Annotated in this window: 15 protein-coding genes and 2 tRNA genes; 10 read left to right on the top strand and 7 right to left on the bottom strand. The window is 63.6% G+C overall.

The window, feature by feature from the left end:
* Both V6D40_RS10725 and gyrB read left to right on the top strand, forming a co-directional pair.
* On the top strand, nucleotides 1-417 hold a 417-nt coding region (locus V6D40_RS10725), incomplete at its 5' end, for a DciA family protein (RefSeq protein WP_334290354.1).
* A gap of 137 nt (nucleotides 418-554) precedes the next feature.
* Entirely contained in the window at nucleotides 555-2,615 is a 2,061-nt protein-coding gene (gene gyrB, locus V6D40_RS10720) for a DNA topoisomerase (ATP-hydrolyzing) subunit B (protein ID WP_334290353.1), read from the top strand.
* Nucleotides 2,616-2,641: 26 nt separating this feature from the next.
* On the opposite strand, the gene V6D40_RS10715 is transcribed toward gyrB, so the two are convergent.
* The 4 genes from V6D40_RS10715 to V6D40_RS10700 form a co-directional block, all read right to left on the bottom strand.
* A complete protein-coding gene (locus V6D40_RS10715; RefSeq protein ID WP_334290352.1) occupies nucleotides 2,642-3,079 on the bottom strand; it encodes a DUF6918 family protein in 438 nt (145 codons plus the stop codon).
* 157 nt (nucleotides 3,080-3,236) lie between these two features.
* Complete coding sequence (locus V6D40_RS10710) at nucleotides 3,237-3,617, bottom strand: hypothetical protein (RefSeq protein ID WP_334290351.1); 381 nt, start codon at nucleotides 3,615-3,617, stop codon at nucleotides 3,237-3,239.
* 5 nt (nucleotides 3,618-3,622) lie between these two features.
* Nucleotides 3,623-3,874: a TetR family transcriptional regulator gene (locus V6D40_RS10705; protein WP_334290350.1), complete on the bottom strand. Its 252-nt coding sequence runs from the start codon at nucleotides 3,872-3,874 to the stop codon at nucleotides 3,623-3,625.
* The gene (locus V6D40_RS10700) at nucleotides 3,871-4,083 is read right to left on the bottom strand and encodes a CopG family transcriptional regulator (RefSeq protein WP_334290349.1); all 213 of its coding nucleotides are present in this window, start codon (nucleotides 4,081-4,083) and stop codon (nucleotides 3,871-3,873) included. Before V6D40_RS10700 ends, V6D40_RS10705 begins: the two co-directional genes overlap by 4 nt.
* 82 nt (nucleotides 4,084-4,165) lie before the next feature.
* On the opposite strand from V6D40_RS10700, the gene gyrA reads away from it, so the two are divergent.
* The 5 genes from gyrA (at nucleotide 4,166) to V6D40_RS10675 (ending at nucleotide 8,312) form a co-directional block, all read left to right on the top strand.
* Nucleotides 4,166-6,868: a DNA gyrase subunit A gene (gene gyrA, locus V6D40_RS10695; RefSeq protein WP_334290348.1), complete on the top strand. Its 2,703-nt coding sequence runs from the start codon at nucleotides 4,166-4,168 to the stop codon at nucleotides 6,866-6,868.
* 3 nt (nucleotides 6,869-6,871) lie between these two features.
* Complete coding sequence (locus V6D40_RS10690) at nucleotides 6,872-7,213, top strand: DUF3566 domain-containing protein (protein WP_334290347.1); 342 nt, start codon at nucleotides 6,872-6,874, stop codon at nucleotides 7,211-7,213.
* A 60-nt stretch (nucleotides 7,214-7,273) separates the two neighbouring features.
* Nucleotides 7,274-7,347, top strand: a tRNA-Ile gene (locus V6D40_RS10685).
* A gap of 29 nt (nucleotides 7,348-7,376) precedes the next feature.
* Nucleotides 7,377-7,449, top strand: a tRNA-Ala gene (locus V6D40_RS10680).
* Nucleotides 7,450-7,985: 536 nt separating this feature from the next.
* Nucleotides 7,986-8,312 (top strand): hypothetical protein, encoded by a 327-nt coding sequence (locus V6D40_RS10675; protein ID WP_334290346.1) that lies wholly within the window; start codon nucleotides 7,986-7,988, stop codon nucleotides 8,310-8,312.
* 62 nt (nucleotides 8,313-8,374) lie between these two features.
* On the opposite strand, the gene V6D40_RS10670 is transcribed toward V6D40_RS10675, so the two are convergent.
* Nucleotides 8,375-8,791 carry an arsenate-mycothiol transferase ArsC gene (locus tag V6D40_RS10670; protein WP_334290345.1) on the bottom strand — a complete coding sequence of 139 codons (417 nt, stop codon included), beginning with the start codon at nucleotides 8,789-8,791 and terminating at the stop codon, nucleotides 8,375-8,377.
* A gap of 15 nt (nucleotides 8,792-8,806) precedes the next feature.
* A complete protein-coding gene (gene arsB, locus V6D40_RS10665) occupies nucleotides 8,807-9,838 on the bottom strand; it encodes an ACR3 family arsenite efflux transporter (RefSeq protein WP_334290356.1) in 1,032 nt (343 codons plus the stop codon).
* 220 nt (nucleotides 9,839-10,058) lie between these two features.
* Between arsB and V6D40_RS10660 the strand changes: the two genes are divergently transcribed.
* Nucleotides 10,059-10,355 (top strand): ArsR/SmtB family transcription factor, encoded by a 297-nt coding sequence (locus tag V6D40_RS10660; protein ID WP_442891916.1) that lies wholly within the window; start codon nucleotides 10,059-10,061, stop codon nucleotides 10,353-10,355.
* A 7-nt stretch (nucleotides 10,356-10,362) separates the two neighbouring features.
* The gene (locus V6D40_RS10655) at nucleotides 10,363-11,130 is read left to right on the top strand and encodes a glycosyltransferase family 2 protein (protein ID WP_334290343.1); all 768 of its coding nucleotides are present in this window, start codon (nucleotides 10,363-10,365) and stop codon (nucleotides 11,128-11,130) included.
* On the opposite strand, the gene V6D40_RS10650 is transcribed toward V6D40_RS10655, so the two are convergent.
* On the bottom strand, nucleotides 11,127-11,978 hold the full coding sequence (locus V6D40_RS10650; protein WP_334290355.1) for an aldo/keto reductase: 852 nt from the start codon (nucleotides 11,976-11,978) through the stop codon (nucleotides 11,127-11,129). The genes V6D40_RS10655 and V6D40_RS10650 overlap by 4 nt on opposite strands.
* Nucleotides 11,979-12,287: 309 nt before the next feature.
* On the opposite strand from V6D40_RS10650, the gene V6D40_RS10645 reads away from it, so the two are divergent.
* Nucleotides 12,288-14,879 carry a hypothetical protein gene (locus V6D40_RS10645; protein WP_334290342.1) on the top strand — a complete coding sequence of 864 codons (2,592 nt, stop codon included), beginning with the start codon at nucleotides 12,288-12,290 and terminating at the stop codon, nucleotides 14,877-14,879.
* Nucleotides 14,880-14,944: the final 65 nt, after the last annotated feature.

Genomic DNA, 14,944 nt, shown 5'->3' with positions numbered 1-14,944 from the left:
CCCACACCCCGCCCCACCCGAGGCCGCGCCACCGGGATGGACGGCCGCGCTCTTCCGAAAGCCATGCGGGTGAAGTCCTTCAGCTCGCTTGTGGGCACCGAAATCAAAAAACGCGACTGGTCGGAGAACATGGCCTACGGCTGGGTGATGGGCAACTGGGAAACCCTGGTCGGGGAGAAGATCGCGCAGCACACCACCGTGCGCATGATTAAGGACAGCGAAGTGCATATCGAGTGCGACACCACCGCGTGGGCCACGCAGATGAAGTACATGCAGGCCACAGTTTTGCGCGCTATCAGCGAAAAAGTCGGCCCCGACGTGGTGACCAGGCTGCACATCTACGGCCCGAAGGCGCCGTCGTGGCGCAAAGGTCCCCTGCACGTCAAGGGCCGTGGCCCGCGCGACACCTACGGATAGCGCGACCGCGAAATCGGCGCGAGAAACGCCGTCTCGCCGGTTTAGCTGCTACCGGGCATGACCCCCTAAGGGTGTAAGATGAGACAGGTTAAAACGCTGTATAGGCGCTTTGTAGAGAAAGAGGAGTGTCCGTTTCCGTGGCTGATAAAGAACCGCACTATGACGCCTCATCCATCACCATCCTGGAAGGCCTCGAGGCCGTCCGCAAACGCCCAGGCATGTACATCGGCTCCACCGGTGTCCGCGGTTTGCACCACTTGGTGTGGGAGGTCGTGGACAACTCTGTGGACGAGGCCATGGCAGGCCACGCAGACCGCGTTGACGTGACGCTGCTCGCGGACGGCGGAGTGGAAGTCGTGGACAACGGCCGCGGCATCCCGGTGGAAATGCACCCCTCGGGCGCGCCGACCGTCCAAGTCGTCATGACCCAGCTGCACGCCGGCGGCAAGTTCGACTCGGAGTCTTACGCGGTCTCCGGCGGCCTGCACGGTGTGGGTATCTCCGTAGTGAACGCCCTGTCTACCCGCGTCGAGGCGGATATTAAGCGCGACGGCAAGCACTGGCTGCAGAACTTCGACAACGCTGTGCCAGACCCGCTGGTGGAGGGCGGCAACGCCCGCGGCACCGGCACCACCATCCGGTTCTGGCCGGACCCGGAGATTTTTGAAACCGTCGAGTTCAACTACGACACCATTGCCCGCCGCCTTCAAGAGATGGCGTTTTTGAACAAGGGCTTGACAATCACGCTGAAAGACGAGCGCGTGACCGACGAAGAGCTCGAGCTCGAAGCCATCGCGGAGGAGGGCGACACCGCCGCGCTGATCGAGGGCGATTCCTTCGACGACGACGCTGAGGCGGTTGTCGAGGAGACTGGTGACGCTGCGTCCGACGTCAAGCGCAAGCGCGAGAAGAAGGTGGAGTACCACTACCCGAACGGCCTGATCGACTACGTCGAGTACCTGAACAAGTCGAAGACGGAGATCCACCCGACCGTCATCGGTTTCGAGCAGAAGGGCACCGAGCACGAGGCGGAGATCGCCATGCAGTGGAACTCCTCCTACGCGGAGTCGGTCCACACCTTCGCCAACACCATCAACACGCACGAGGGCGGCACCCACGAGGAGGGCTTCCGTGCGGCGCTGACCACGTTGATGAACCGCTACGCGCGCGAGCACAAGCTGATCAAGGACAAGGATCCCAACCTCACCGGCGACGACTGCCGGGAGGGCCTCGCCGCGGTCATCTCTGTGCGTGTCGCTGACCCGCAGTTCGAGGGCCAGACCAAGACCAAGCTTGGCAACACCGAGATCAAGGGCTTTGTCCAGCGCGCGGTGAACGAGAACCTGTCCGACTGGTTCGACGCCAACCCGGCCGAGGCGAAGGCGATTGTGAACAAGGCGGTGCAGTCTTCGCAGGCTCGCCAAGCGGCTCGCAAGGCTCGCGACTTGGTTCGCCGCAAGTCGCCGACCGATTTGGGCGGTCTGCCTGGCAAGTTGGCGGATTGCAGGAGCAAGGACCCGTCGAAAAGCGAACTGTTCATCGTGGAGGGCGACTCCGCGGGCGGTTCCGCGAAGGGCGGCCGCGACTCCATGCACCAGGCAATTCTTCCGCTGCGCGGCAAGATCTTAAACGTGGAGAAGGCGCGCATGGACCGCGTGCTGAAGAACGCCGAGGTCCAGGCGATCATTACGGCGCTGGGCACCGGCATCCACGACGAGTTCGACATTGCGAAGCTGCGCTACCACAAGATCGTGCTGATGGCCGACGCGGACGTGGACGGCCAGCACATTGCGACGCTGCTGCTCACGCTGCTGTTCCGCTTCATGCCGGAGCTGATTGAGCAAGGCCACGTGTACCTGGCTAACCCGCCGTTGTACAAGCTGAAGTGGCAGAAGGGCGAGCCCGGCTACGCGTTTTCCGACCGCGAGCGCGACGAGCAGCTCGCCGCGGGCCTGGAGGCGGGCCGCAAGATCAACACGGACGACGGCATCCAGCGATACAAGGGTCTGGGCGAGATGAACGCCAAGGAGCTGTGGGAGACCACCCTCGACCCGGAGACCCGCATCCTGCGCCGGGTGGAGCTCGAGGACGCGCAGCGCGCCGACGAGCTGTTCTCCATCCTCATGGGCGATGACGTGGCGGCGCGCCGCAGCTTCATCACCCGCAAGGCGAAAGACGTCCGCTTCCTGGACGTCTAGGGGGAGGGCCCGCGGGCCCGGGCGCGCTACTTGGCGTACTTCTCCACGATGGCGCCGAATTCCGGCAGCGCGGGACCGATGATCTTGCCGGCTTTGCCGCGCAGCGAGGAGTAGACCTTCTGCACTGCACCGGGCATCTCCCCGGTGGCGGCGTCGGCTGCGTTGAGAATCTTCTCCACGACGTCGTCCTCGTTGTGGGAAAGGTACGCGCCGAAGTTCGCGGCGTTGCCGCCCTCGTAGGCGTTGAACAGCGGCTGCAGCTCGTCGACGATCTGCGGCAGGAAGCGGTTCACGCCCTTGGGGATAGCGTCTGCGTCAGCTTTCTTGCCGGCGGCGACGGCGGACTTCAGCGCCATGCCGGTGAGGCCGGATTGGTTGGACACCGTGGTGTCCACAAGCGCGGAGAGTTCCTTCACCACGGATTCGCGGTTGGCGGGGGAGAGCAGTGCCTTTAAGTCAGTCATGCTGCCCGATCCTACCGCCGAAGAAAAGCGGAAGCGGCCAACGCCTGATCAGACGCAAGCCGCCGAGGTGTTATGGCTCTTCCACCACAGCACCTTACGTCACTGCAACCACAACGGCATCAACAGTAACACGCGTAACAACTGGCCGCTACTCGGCCTAGTTCGCCGCCGGGGGCAGTGCCGGGAGCTGGAAGTTCTGAGCGAAAGCGATCCACGCCGGGACGTCGAAAATGCGGTTGCCCTCGGAGGAACCCGGCACCCACTGCAGGCCGGCTGCGGCTGCCGCGTCGTCGACGGCCTGGCGGATCTGCGGCACGGAGTCGACGATGAGCTGCACCGCTGCCGCGGTGGCGAGGACGGCAAGCGTGATCGACAGCGGCGCGCTGCCGGTGTACGCGCTGCCCAGAGCTGGCTTGTCCGGGGTTTGAATAGACGGGTCGTTCGGGTCCATCTGGTAGTCGCGCGCGCTGGAGCTGGGGGCGGCGACCATGGCGATTGCGAGGGTCGCCGATGCAGCGACCGCGGTGGTTTTCTTCATGCACCTCACTGTAGGCGCAAGTAGACGTCGCGCGCGATCACGGCGAACGCGTCGTTGTGGGAGGTGAGGGGTTTGAAGGTGGTGATGGCGTCGGCAAGCAAGAAAGCCCCCTCCCGCGCCGAGCCGCACACGCGCACACCGTGGATGCGTGCGTCAGGAATGGCGGCGCAGGCGGCGATCGCCGCGAACGAGCGGATCTGCGTTTTGTACAGCGGGCAGAACTCGTCAGCAATGGCCAGCAGCTGCTCCGGGGTCATGCGCGGGCCTGGCGAATGCGGGCTTCGGTGGCGCGGTACTCCGGGATCATGTCGCGCGCCAAGGCCTTGACCTCTGCGGTTTCGAGCATGCGCGATGCTGCGGACACCACCGCGCGCCGCGCCGCCTCCTGCTTGGAGCACCCCCACGCCGAGGCGAGCAGCACGAGCGCCTTGTCCTCCTCTGCGGTTAGTCTCAGCGTCATAGCCATACCACTTTGATACCAGCGTCGGCGGTGCCGGGCCGCTAGCGGGGCGATAGACTGCCTTGAGAGCGAAACAGAAAGGTGAGCTATGGCTGACGACACCCTCAGCGGCGACGGCTTCGACCGCATCCATCCCATCGACATCAACGAGGAGATGCAAACCAGCTACATCGATTACGCGATGAGCGTGATCGTGGGCCGCGCGCTGCCTGACGTGCGCGACGGCATGAAGCCGGTGCACCGCCGCATCATCTACGCGATGTACGACAACGGCTACCGCCCGGAGCGCTCGTACGTTAAGAGCGCGAAGCCGGTCGCGGACACGATGGGTAACTACCACCCGCACGGTGACTCCGCGATCTACGACACGCTTGTGCGCATGGCCCAGCCGTGGTCCATGCGCTACCCGCTTGTTGACGGCCAGGGTAACTTCGGCTCGCCCGGCAACGATGGCCCGGCAGCCATGCGTTACACGGAGTGCAAGCTCACCCCGATCGCGATGGAGATGGTGCGCGACATTCGCGAGAACGCCGTCGACTTCGTGCCGAACTACGACGGCAAGACCCAGGAGCCGACGGTGCTGCCGTCGCGCGTGCCGAACCTTCTGATGAACGGCTCCAACGGCATCGCCGTCGGTATGGCCACCAACATCCCGCCGCATAACTTAAACGAGCTGGCGGACGCGATCCAGTGGATCCTGGACAACCACGAGGCCGATGAGCAAACCACGCTGGACGCCGTGATGGAGCGCGTGAAGGGCCCGGATTTCCCGACTGCGGGCCTCATCGTCGGCGACAGCGGCATCAAGGACGCCTACACCACCGGCCGCGGATCGATTCGCATGCGCGGCGTGACCGAGATCGAAGAGGTGGGCAAGCGCCAGGTCATCGTGATCACGGAGCTGCCGTACCAGGTCAACCCAGACAACTTCATCCACGGCATCGCCGAGCAGATCGCCAACGGCAAAATGGTCGGCATCGCCGCAATCGACGACGAGTCCTCCGACCGCGTGGGTATGCGCATCGTGGTCACCCTCAAGCGCGACGCGGTGCCGCGCGTGGTGCTGAACAACCTGTACAAGCACTCCGCGCTGGAGACGAACTTCTCCGCCAACATGCTCTCCATCGTCGACGGCGTGCCGCGCACCCTGCGCCTCGACCAGATGCTGCGCTACTACGTCAAGCACCAGATCGAAGTCATCGTCCGGCGCACCCAGTACCGCCTCGACGAAGCAGAAAAACGCGCCCACATCCTGCGCGGCCTGGTCAAAGCCCTCGACATGCTGGATGAGGTCATCGCGCTGATCCGCAGCTCCCAAACCGTCGACGATGCGCGCCAGGGGCTGATGAGGCTTCTCGACGTCGACGAGATCCAAGCCAACGAAATCCTCGCAATGCAGCTGCGCCGCCTGGCGGCGCTGGAGCGCGAGAAGATTGTCAACGACCTTAAAGAGATCGAGCTGCAGATCGCGGACTACAAGGACATCCTGGCCAAGCCGGAGCGCCAGCGCCAGATCGTGGGCGAGGAGCTCGCGGAAATCGCCGAGAAGTACGGCGACGAGCGCCGCACCCGCATCGTCGCCGCCACCGGCGACGTGACCGAGGAGGACCTGATCGCCCGTGAGAACGTGGTGGTCACCATTACCTCCACCGGCTACGCCAAGCGCACCAAGGTCGACTCCTACAAGAGCCAGAAGCGCGGTGGCAAGGGCGTCCGCGGCGCCGAGCTGAAGCAGGACGACGTGGTGAAGAACTTCTTCATCTGCTCCACGCACGACTGGATTTTGTTCTTCACCAACTTTGGACGGGTGTACCGTCTCAAAGCCTACGAGCTCCCCGAGGCCGGGCGCACCGCGCGCGGCCAGCACGTGGCCAACCTGCTGGAGTTCCAGCCGGAGGAGAAGATCGCGCAGGTCATCCAGATTCAGTCCTACGAGGACGCGCCGTACCTGGTGCTGGCGACCCGCGACGGCCGCGTGAAGAAGTCCCACCTGTCCGACTACGAGTCCGCGCGCTCTGCCGGGCTGATCGCCATCAACCTGAACGAGGGCGACGCCCTGATCGGCGCGGCACTTGCCGGCTGCGACGACGACCTCCTGCTCGTCTCCGAGCAGGGCCAGGCCATCCGCTTCACCGCCGACGACGACCAGCTGCGCCCGATGGGCCGCGCCACCGCCGGTGTGAAGGGCATGCGCTTCCGCGGCGACGACCAACTTTTGTCCATGGCCGTGGTGAAGGACGGCGAGTACCTGCTCGTGGCCACTACCGGCGGCTACGGCAAGCGCACACCGATTGAGGAGTACAACACCCAGGGCCGCGGCGGCATGGGCGTGATGACGTTCAAGTACACCCCGAAGCGCGGCAAGCTCGTCGGCGCACTCGCCGTAGATGAAGAGGACCAGATCTTCGCCATCACCTCCGCCGGCGGCGTGATCCGCACCGAGGTATCCCAGATCCGCCCGTCCTCGCGCGCGACGATGGGTGTGCGGTTGGTCGATCTTAACGACGGTGTCGAGCTCCTCGCCATCGACAAGAACGTCGAAGACGAGGGCGAAGAGGAAGCCACCGCCGTGGCGACCGGCCAGAAGACGATGGAGGAGGCCCAGGAGGCCACCGCATCCTCCAGCCACTCCGGCGACACCGGTTCGAGCGCCGGCGGCGAGGGTTCTGAGTTGGGTGTCTCCGGCGAGCGTTGGGAGGACGACGACGAGATCGAGTCCGGCATCACCGACGCTTCCGGAGCCGGCGACGCTGAGGCTCCGGCTGACGACGAGTCCGAGGACGAGGAGTAACCCATGGCAGCACGCAAAGTCGCCGTCAAGCACATTGGTGTCGGTTCGGTGTTCAAGGTAGCCACCCTGCTCTCCCTGGTCGGGTTCGTGGCCTGGATGATCGCGGCCGCGATCATCTACTACGGCCTCGAGCGCGCCGGGGTGGTGGACTCCGTCAACTCGCTTATCGGCGGTGTCGGCGGTGACCAGGTGATCGACATGACCCTCGTGCTCTCCGGCGCCGCGCTGCTCGGACTCATCGGTGTAGTCTTCACCGCCGTTATGGCCCCCCTGATTGCGGTGATTTACAACGCGATCGCTGACTTGGTCGGCGGTGTAACCTACACGATGTCGAACCGAGTTTAGGCCTCTTACCTGGCGATTTGGTGCAATCTAAGTCGCTGGGTAATGTTCTATCTCGGTTCAGGGCCTATAGCTCAGTCGGTTAGAGCGCATCGCTGATAACGATGAGGTCGCAGGTTCGATTCCTGCTAGGCCCACCGAGTACCTCCCCGAGGTGCTCAACGTTGGGGCATTAGCTCAGTTGGTAGAGCACCTGCTTTGCAAGCAGGATGTCAGGAGTTCGATTCTCCTATGCTCCACAAGATGAAACCCGCAGATCGCAAGGTCTGCGGGTTTTGCGCGTTGGGGAAGAGTGCGGGATTGGCCGCAACTCTAGTGGGTGACGGTGTTCTGTTGGTAGACGGAGAGCTTGGGGCAGTCGTTGATAAACGGGTAGGTGCTCGCCATAGGCGAAATCGTGGATGTCCTCCCCGCGGTGTGGTGACGAGCGGTAGTCCACTGACGGACGTTCTCGTTGTCACTGGATTGCCTCTGCACACTTTGATTCGCGCTCTGATGCAAAGTGAGAATCTCAAGAAGGAGCGCCATTTCGGCACGGAGGTTCCGGCGGATGGACGAACGTGCCCTTGGGTTCCAGCAGGCTTGCATGGCCTCGGAGAGCGTCACTCGCGGGTTCACGCAGACCACGCAACGTGCAGCGGTAAATCACCTTTTGACCTGCGAAGATACCTTCGTACCAAGTCTGTGCAGAACCGCCGATTTTCCTTGAGCTGAGCTGGTGGCGGGCTTACTGTCTGGAACCACACCAACCGACCACCACTTGAAGGAGGACACCATGAAGAAGTTCACCAACGCAGCAGCGGCATCCGTCTTGGCGGGCGCAATGATCCTCGCCGGCACCCCAGCGCAGGCCGCTGAGACCGCCACCGCAACGACGGTGACTACCGAGAACGCACCGGAGCTTTCGTGGCAGGAGCGCAACGAGCGCGATCGCGCCCAGATCGACATCACCAGCCAGCGTCTGGACAACGCAAAGAAGGGTCTTGAGGTAACCGACGGCATCATAAACTCCGCCGCCGGCGTGAAGGACCTGTTCACCCCGCGCATCCTGAAGGAGGGTGGTTTGTCCACCATTTTCAAGATCATCGGCAAGTTGATCTAAGCTCACCGCGTTCGGGGAAAGCGTGCGCCGGCTCTTGTTAAGGGCCGGCCTTTTGCATGCGCCTATCCCTGCAGTTCAGCGACGAGGTCGCACACTCGGTCATCGATGTCGTCTCGGACGAGGCGCATCCGTTCGACGCCGTCGATGCCGCGGTTGGACGGCTCGTCGGTAAGCCAGCGCTCGAGCGTGCCTGCCGCGTCGGCCGGCATCTCCAACTGCGCTTCCTCGCCAATGACCACCACGCGGTCAGCTGTGCGCAGGATGTCGGGGTCGATGGCCTTTGGTTTGCCAGCCGACATGTCGGCTCCTGCTTCAGCGATCACCTCGACCGCCAACTGGTTGAGCGAGGAACCGGGCTGAGTTCCGGCGGAGAACACCTCGAGTTGTCCCTGCGCGTGCTTGCGGGCGAGGGCAGCCGCCATCTGGGACTTTCCGCTGTTGCGGACGCACACGAACAGGACCTGGGGAATCGATTGCAAGGCTGATTGACCTTTCTAGGCTGGGGTGGTGGCAAAGCGCTGGTTGCTGGGCAACGTTTTGTCACCGGGAAAGAGTTTGGGACCGATCCACCTCATGACATACACCAGACCAACGAGCACCGGGATCTCAATCAGTGGGCCGATTGTGCCGGCCAGCGCCTCGGCGGAGGCTGCGCCGAACGTTCCGATGGCAACCGCGATAGCCAACTCGAAGTTGTTGCCAGCTGCGGTGAACGCGACGGAGGCGGCCTGCGCGTAACCCATGCCGGCAAGCTTCGCCACCACGAGGGCGATTGCGAACATGCCCACGAAGTAGCACAGCAGCGGCAGGGCGAGGGTGGCTACGGTCCAAGGGTGCGCCGTGATCTGCTCGCCCTGGAGCGAAAATAGCAGGACGATTGTGTACAGCAGGCCGATCAGCGCTAGCGGGGAGATGGCGGGCAAGAACCGCGCTTCGTACCAGGTCCGCCCCTTGGTCTTCTCCCCAATGATGCGCGAGGCCAAGCCCGCCAGCAGGGGGATGCCGAGGAACACCAGCACCGACGTAGCAATTGAGCGGAAGGAGAAGTCCGCAGACGTTGTGGGCAGACCCAGCATGCTCGGCAGCGCCTCAAGGTAAAACCAGCCGAGCACTCCAAACATGGCCAGCTGGAAAACGGAGTTGATCGCCACCAGCACGGCGGTTGCTTCCCTGTCCGCGCACGCGAGGTCGGACCACACCAGCACCATCGCGATGCAGCGCGCGAGCCCGACGATGATCAAACCGGTGCGAAGTTCCGGCTCGTTCGGCAGGAACACCCAGGCGAGGGTGAACATGAACGCGGGGCCAACCAGCCAGTTCAGCACGATGGACACCGCCATGAGCCGCTTATCGGTCGCGATCTCCTTCGTCTTGTCAAAGCGAACTTTCGCCAGCGGCGGGTACATCATGATGAGCAACCCAAGGGCGATGGGAAGCGAGATCCCGCCGACTTCCATGGACTCAAGCGCCTTGCTCAGACCCGGTAGTGCGCGACCGAGCGCTAGGCCAACGGCCATCGCGAGCATGATCCAGACCGGCAAGTACCGATCGAGGAAGGAGAGGCCAGATGGTTGTTGCTGGGTTTGGGTTTGTTGTGGCACGATCACACCTTGAACGCATCGATGGTTTTCGATATGAACGCTAAGGGATACATTGATGCCTGTCAATACTAGGAGGCGGGGCGTGCAGGTGGACAAGGCAACGGGGATCCCCGTGTCACCGGAGCGCAGCACGCAGTGTTGCTCGTTGGGTTCCGGATTGCTCTCGTGCGAGGAGGCCGAGCGGTACGCAGCGCTGTTCAAGGTCCTGTCCGATCCGGGCCGGCTGCAGCTGTTATCGCAGATCGCGCAGGACGGGTGCGAGCCCATCAGCGTCAGCGGGCTCACCCAACAATCGGGCCTGAGCCAGCCCACCGTGTCCCACCACCTGAAGAAGCTGGTCGAGGCCGGGCTGCTGGAGAAGACCCGCGCCGGGCGAACGGTCACCCACAGGGTGCGCCCGGAGCGCTTCGCGGAGTTACGCACCGTGCTGCAGATGGATTAATCCGCCGATGCCCAACCGTTTGCTCGTCCCAACCATCGCGGTGGTGATCCCATGCCGCAACGGCGCCGAGCTTCTCGGTCGCTGCTTAGAAAGCTTCAAGGCACAGGCACGGCTTGCCGACGCCCTCATCACCGTCGACAACGCCTCAACCGACAGCTCAGCCGCTATTGCAAAGGCGTACGGCGCGGACGTGGTCACCGAGCACCGCGTCGGGATTACCTGGGCCGCGGCAGCCGGCTACGATAGGGCAGTTGAACTCGGCGCCGACATCATCGTGCGAACCGATGCCGGCGCAGTTGTACCGCCTGATTACCTTCAGCAGATCGAAGCGCTGTGGCATTGCGCCGCCGACGACACGGTCGCTGTCGCCGGGCACGCCGTCTTTGACACCATGCCGCAGTGGGTCAGTGGCGTCTACTTGGGCGCATACCGCCGAAGCGTCGGCTCGGCCTTGGGGCACCCGCCACTTTTCGGCACCAACTGCTCGTTTCGCGCGGCGTGGTGGCAGCGTGTGCGCGACGGCCTAGACCTGGCGGATACCCAAGTCCACGACGACATCCAGCTGTCCTTTGCCGTTCGCCCCGACGAGACGGTCCGCTACGTTTCCTGGCTCGAAGTGTCCATGGACGGCCGAGCGCTGAAGGGGAGCGCACAGCGCCGAAGGCGCTTCGCCCGTGGGTGGTATTCGATGATGCGCGGGTTTGCCACGTCGCCGCCGCAAAGGCGCCTCCCGGAGCGGTGGCGCGTACGCGCCCGAAAGCTCGCACGCCGCTAGGGCAGGGGATAGCCAGCGGCGCGGTAGAGCCGGTACCAGTGCTCACGGGTCAAGCAGATGTCCGCACCGGCAGCGGCGGCCGTGAAGCGCGATGGGTTGGTGCTCCCCAGCACGACCTGGAAGCCGGCCGGGTGGCGCGTAATCCAACTGACGGCGATCGCCGTGGGCGAGACCCCATACTCGCTGGCCAAGCGCTCGAGCTCGGCGTTGAGCTCCGGGTAGGCCTGGGCGTTCAAGACGCTGCCGCGGCTACCGGTCAGCGGCGACCACGCCTGCAGCGTCATCCCCGTCAACCTCGCGTGATCCACCACCCCGGTGAACGCCGGTCCCGCCGCGTTGGCGGTTATGCCCTCCGCCACAAGGTCCGCATGCGCGAGCGAGAACTGCACCTGGTTCACGGTGAGCGGCTGACGCACCGTCGTCTTCAGCAGCTCAATTTGCATGGGTGTGTGATTGGATACTCCGAACGCGCGCACCTTCCCGGACGCCTCCAGCTCGTCGAACGCGCGAGCCACCTCCTCCGGTTCCACCAGCGCATCCGGCCGATGCAGCAGCAACACGTCCAGGTAATCCGTCCGCAGCGCACGCAGCGATTCCTCCACTTCGCGCACGATGTGCACGTACGAGTGGTCGTACATCGCCGGATCGAGTGAGATCCCAGTCTTAGTCTGCAGGGTGATCTCGGCACGCTCAGCAGGGCTCAGTGCCAGAGCTTGCGCATATCGACGCTCACATTCATGCCCCCCGCCATAAATATCCGCATGGTCGAACACGGTCACTCCGGCGCTGCGGGCCGCAGCATACAGTTCCCGGATTTCCGCGTCGCTCTTGTGCGCAATCCGCATCATTCCGCTCACGATTGTGGACATTGTAAGAAAAATCCTCACCTTCGGCGTGTCGCTCCACTACCCCCGTAAAGGTGTGGTGTATAGGCGCCCACTTGAGTAGACAAAACACTCTTGTAGATACATGTTTCCTGCAATGTTACTCGCGCTGACCGCGAGCTACCTGCTCCTAGCTATACAATCCCAGGTTTTGATGATTTGCCCAACAATGCTTAAAGCGCGCTGAACGTCAACTGTGTTTAGGCTTTCGTCTCGGCAGCGTGTCTTAAGCAAACGCTGAACTCCCTCACACTTCTCCACAGGAGCACAGGAATGCGTCGCCCAAACCTAAAAAAGCAAGTCATTGCTCTCGCCGTTGCCGGTGCAGTATGCACAAGCACCGTCACGGCCATCGCCCAGCCGAACGTTCACACCACGTCAACGACCACAACAACCACCACGTCAGCAAACTTCGATTTTGAGTACATTTTCGTCTACAACCACAACGAGCCGTCCAAAACACTCCCCGTCGCCACGAAGGGCGAGTGGACCTACCGGGTAACGCAGGGGGCTTCGCTCGTCAGCGTGACCAAAGACGCCCAAGGTCTCCTCATCACCCCCAAGCCGGGCGCGAAGGGCGACGTCATCGTTGTGATTACAGACGCGAACGGGCGCGACCACGAGTACAAGATCACGGTGGACAACACCGCGCCGACTCTTTCCGCAGGTGACGCTACCCCGAAGACCCACACCACCTCGAACACCTGGACGTTCAACGGCGAGCCCGGCACCGGTGTGTTCACTATCCCCGCAGGCGGAAATTGGGGCATCACCTCTGGTGGCGGGAACGTCGATACGCGTGTCGACGGCGACCAGCTACTCATCACTCCGAAGCCAGACTCCAACGGCAAGCAGTTCACCGTGGAGATCAAGGACGCCCGCGGCAACACGGTGCGTCACACGATCTCCATCGTCATCCGCCCGGCGACCAAGGTTTCCCTAGCGACGCTCGAATCCGGCGACCAGTTCACCATCGACGACCCGACTCTGCGCAACCCCGGCACCACGTGGAGGCTACAGAGCGGCGACGACCTCGTCACCGTAGAGGAGAAGAACGGACAGTTGCTGGTGACCGCGAAGCACGGGGTCAGCGGGAAAGCCACGGTTCTGATCACCGACAAGACGGGTAACGAGCACCGGTTCAGCATCACCGTGGTGGATACGACCCCGCAGGTCCGCGTAGTTACCTTCAACCTTTATGACGGCGGGGATTACACCCTTGACCTTCCCGCCGATGCCACCCACCGCCTTGTCTCAGGAAGCGACGTCGTAACGGTGTCGCGCAACGGCGGCGAGTTGAACGTGCAGGCGATCGACGGGGCAAACGGTAACGCTGTCGTTGAGATTCTGGATGGCAAGAACCGGCCAACTTTCCGCTACACGTTCAAAGTCGAGTCGACTGTTCCCGTAGTCAAGACGAAGCTGGTCTCAATCGACATCACCGACCGCACGCAGTTCCGCGTTACGCGCCGCGACCAGTCGAACACGCTCACCCTCGTCTCAGGTGACAATCTCGTCGACGAGAACAGCGACGCGGAGGGCGCAATCATCCTCGACCCGAAGCAGGGTGCGGACGGCAACGTGGTCATCGAGGAGAAGGACGCCCGCGGCAACGTCATCGTCCGCACGACGCTGACCATTACCCCGGTGCCGATCGATGTGGTCACGCACAACATCACGAGTTTGGACACGCTCCAGCTGACGGGCACGAACCTCACTATCGTCTCCGGCGCCGAGCACGTGGACGAGCAGAAACTCATCGACTCTTTCACCTTCGTCCCGCGCGACGGGGCGCAGGGCCAGGTCATCGTTGAATCGCTCGACAACCGCGGCCGGACGGACACCCGCTACGTCGTCACCATCACCCCGGCCGCGGTGCCGACGCACACCGTCACCATCCCCAACAACGCGACGCATCGCCTGCGCATCGGCGCTGGCACGCACACCGTAGTGCGCGGCGGCGACATCATCACCGTCGGCCGCGAGGGCGACACGCTGATTATCACGCCGCGCCCGGGTGCTACCGGTGAGGCCGAGATCGAGGTGCGCAACGAGCACGGTCAGCTCATCGCCCGCTACGTCGTTAAGGTCACGGAAGCCGCGACGATCCGCCTCACGCACCCGAACTCGGACGGCTCCATTACGGTCACCGTCCCAGGCAGCGGGGGAGAGCTGATTGTGCTTACCGACGCCCCCTCCCACTCCACCCGCCCCAACCCCGACAACACCTGGACCATCATCCGCAACGACGGGTCTCCGGTGTCCGGGGACATCAAACTCGCGTGGACGAGCGGCGATGGCACGACCATCACCAACATCATCTCGATCAAGCTGGAGGTCGAAAGCACCACAGTTACTGAGGTCACCGTCATCCCGGCAGTGCCGCTGGTCCCTGCCACGCCGATCGAAAAGCCGGCGCCTGTTGACCCGCCTACACCAGTCGAACCGGAGGCGCCGCGCGAGGTGGACGGCAAGTGCATCGCGGCGCTGGCCGGGTTGACCGCGCCGCTGCTCCTGCTCATCCCGCTGGGCATCCTCACCCAGGTGAAGATCCCGGGTCTCGAGCACGTGCATGCGCAGATCAACGCCGCGATCCAGAACGTGAACGCCAAGCTGCAGGAAGGTCTGGGCATTTACGACAAGGAGCGCGCCGAGGCGGCGGCGGGGATCAACCAAGCGCTGGCGATTGTCAACCCGCAAACGCTGGCACTCGCCGGTGGCTCGCTGGTGCTCGTCGCCGCCGGCCTGCTCATCGGCGACGGCGTGCTGCGCACCTGCGGCTACGAGGAAGCGACCTCGTCGCACGCTGTGAGCCAGGCCCGTTCCCGAAAGGCTGAGGCAACTGAGCCCGCACCGGCTACGTAGCCACAACCCCTGGGGCTAACAGGGCGCCGGGGGTGGACGGGAGGAGGGTGTGGCCGGGAGAGGGG

The sequence above is a fragment of the Corynebacterium sp. Marseille-Q4381 genome, assembly GCF_036881695.1.
GTDB lineage: Bacteria > Actinomycetota > Actinomycetes > Mycobacteriales > Mycobacteriaceae > Corynebacterium.
This window is presented reverse-complemented; position numbering and strand designations above follow the sequence as displayed.

Coding starts and splice junctions, on each gene's coding strand:
- V6D40_RS10715 (WP_334290352.1), bottom strand. CDS start 3,079: ATGACTGACTTAAAGGCACTGCTCTCCCCCGCCAACCGCGAATCCGTG.
- V6D40_RS10710 (WP_334290351.1), bottom strand. CDS start 3,617: ATGAAGAAAACCACCGCGGTCGCTGCATCGGCGACCCTCGCAATCGCC.
- V6D40_RS10705 (WP_334290350.1), bottom strand. CDS start 3,874: ATGACCCCGGAGCAGCTGCTGGCCATTGCTGACGAGTTCTGCCCGCTG.
- V6D40_RS10700 (WP_334290349.1), bottom strand. CDS start 4,083: ATGGCTATGACGCTGAGACTAACCGCAGAGGAGGACAAGGCGCTCGTG.
- gyrA (WP_334290348.1), top strand. CDS start 4,166: ATGGCTGACGACACCCTCAGCGGCGACGGCTTCGACCGCATCCATCCC.
- V6D40_RS10690 (WP_334290347.1), top strand. CDS start 6,872: ATGGCAGCACGCAAAGTCGCCGTCAAGCACATTGGTGTCGGTTCGGTG.
- V6D40_RS10675 (WP_334290346.1), top strand. CDS start 7,986: ATGAAGAAGTTCACCAACGCAGCAGCGGCATCCGTCTTGGCGGGCGCA.
- arsB (WP_334290356.1), bottom strand. CDS start 9,838: ATGCTCGCGATGGCCGTTGGCCTAGCGCTCGGTCGCGCACTACCGGGT.
- V6D40_RS10655 (WP_334290343.1), top strand. CDS start 10,363: ATGCCCAACCGTTTGCTCGTCCCAACCATCGCGGTGGTGATCCCATGC.
- V6D40_RS10650 (WP_334290355.1), bottom strand. CDS start 11,978: ATGATGCGGATTGCGCACAAGAGCGACGCGGAAATCCGGGAACTGTAT.
- V6D40_RS10645 (WP_334290342.1), top strand. CDS start 12,288: ATGCGTCGCCCAAACCTAAAAAAGCAAGTCATTGCTCTCGCCGTTGCC.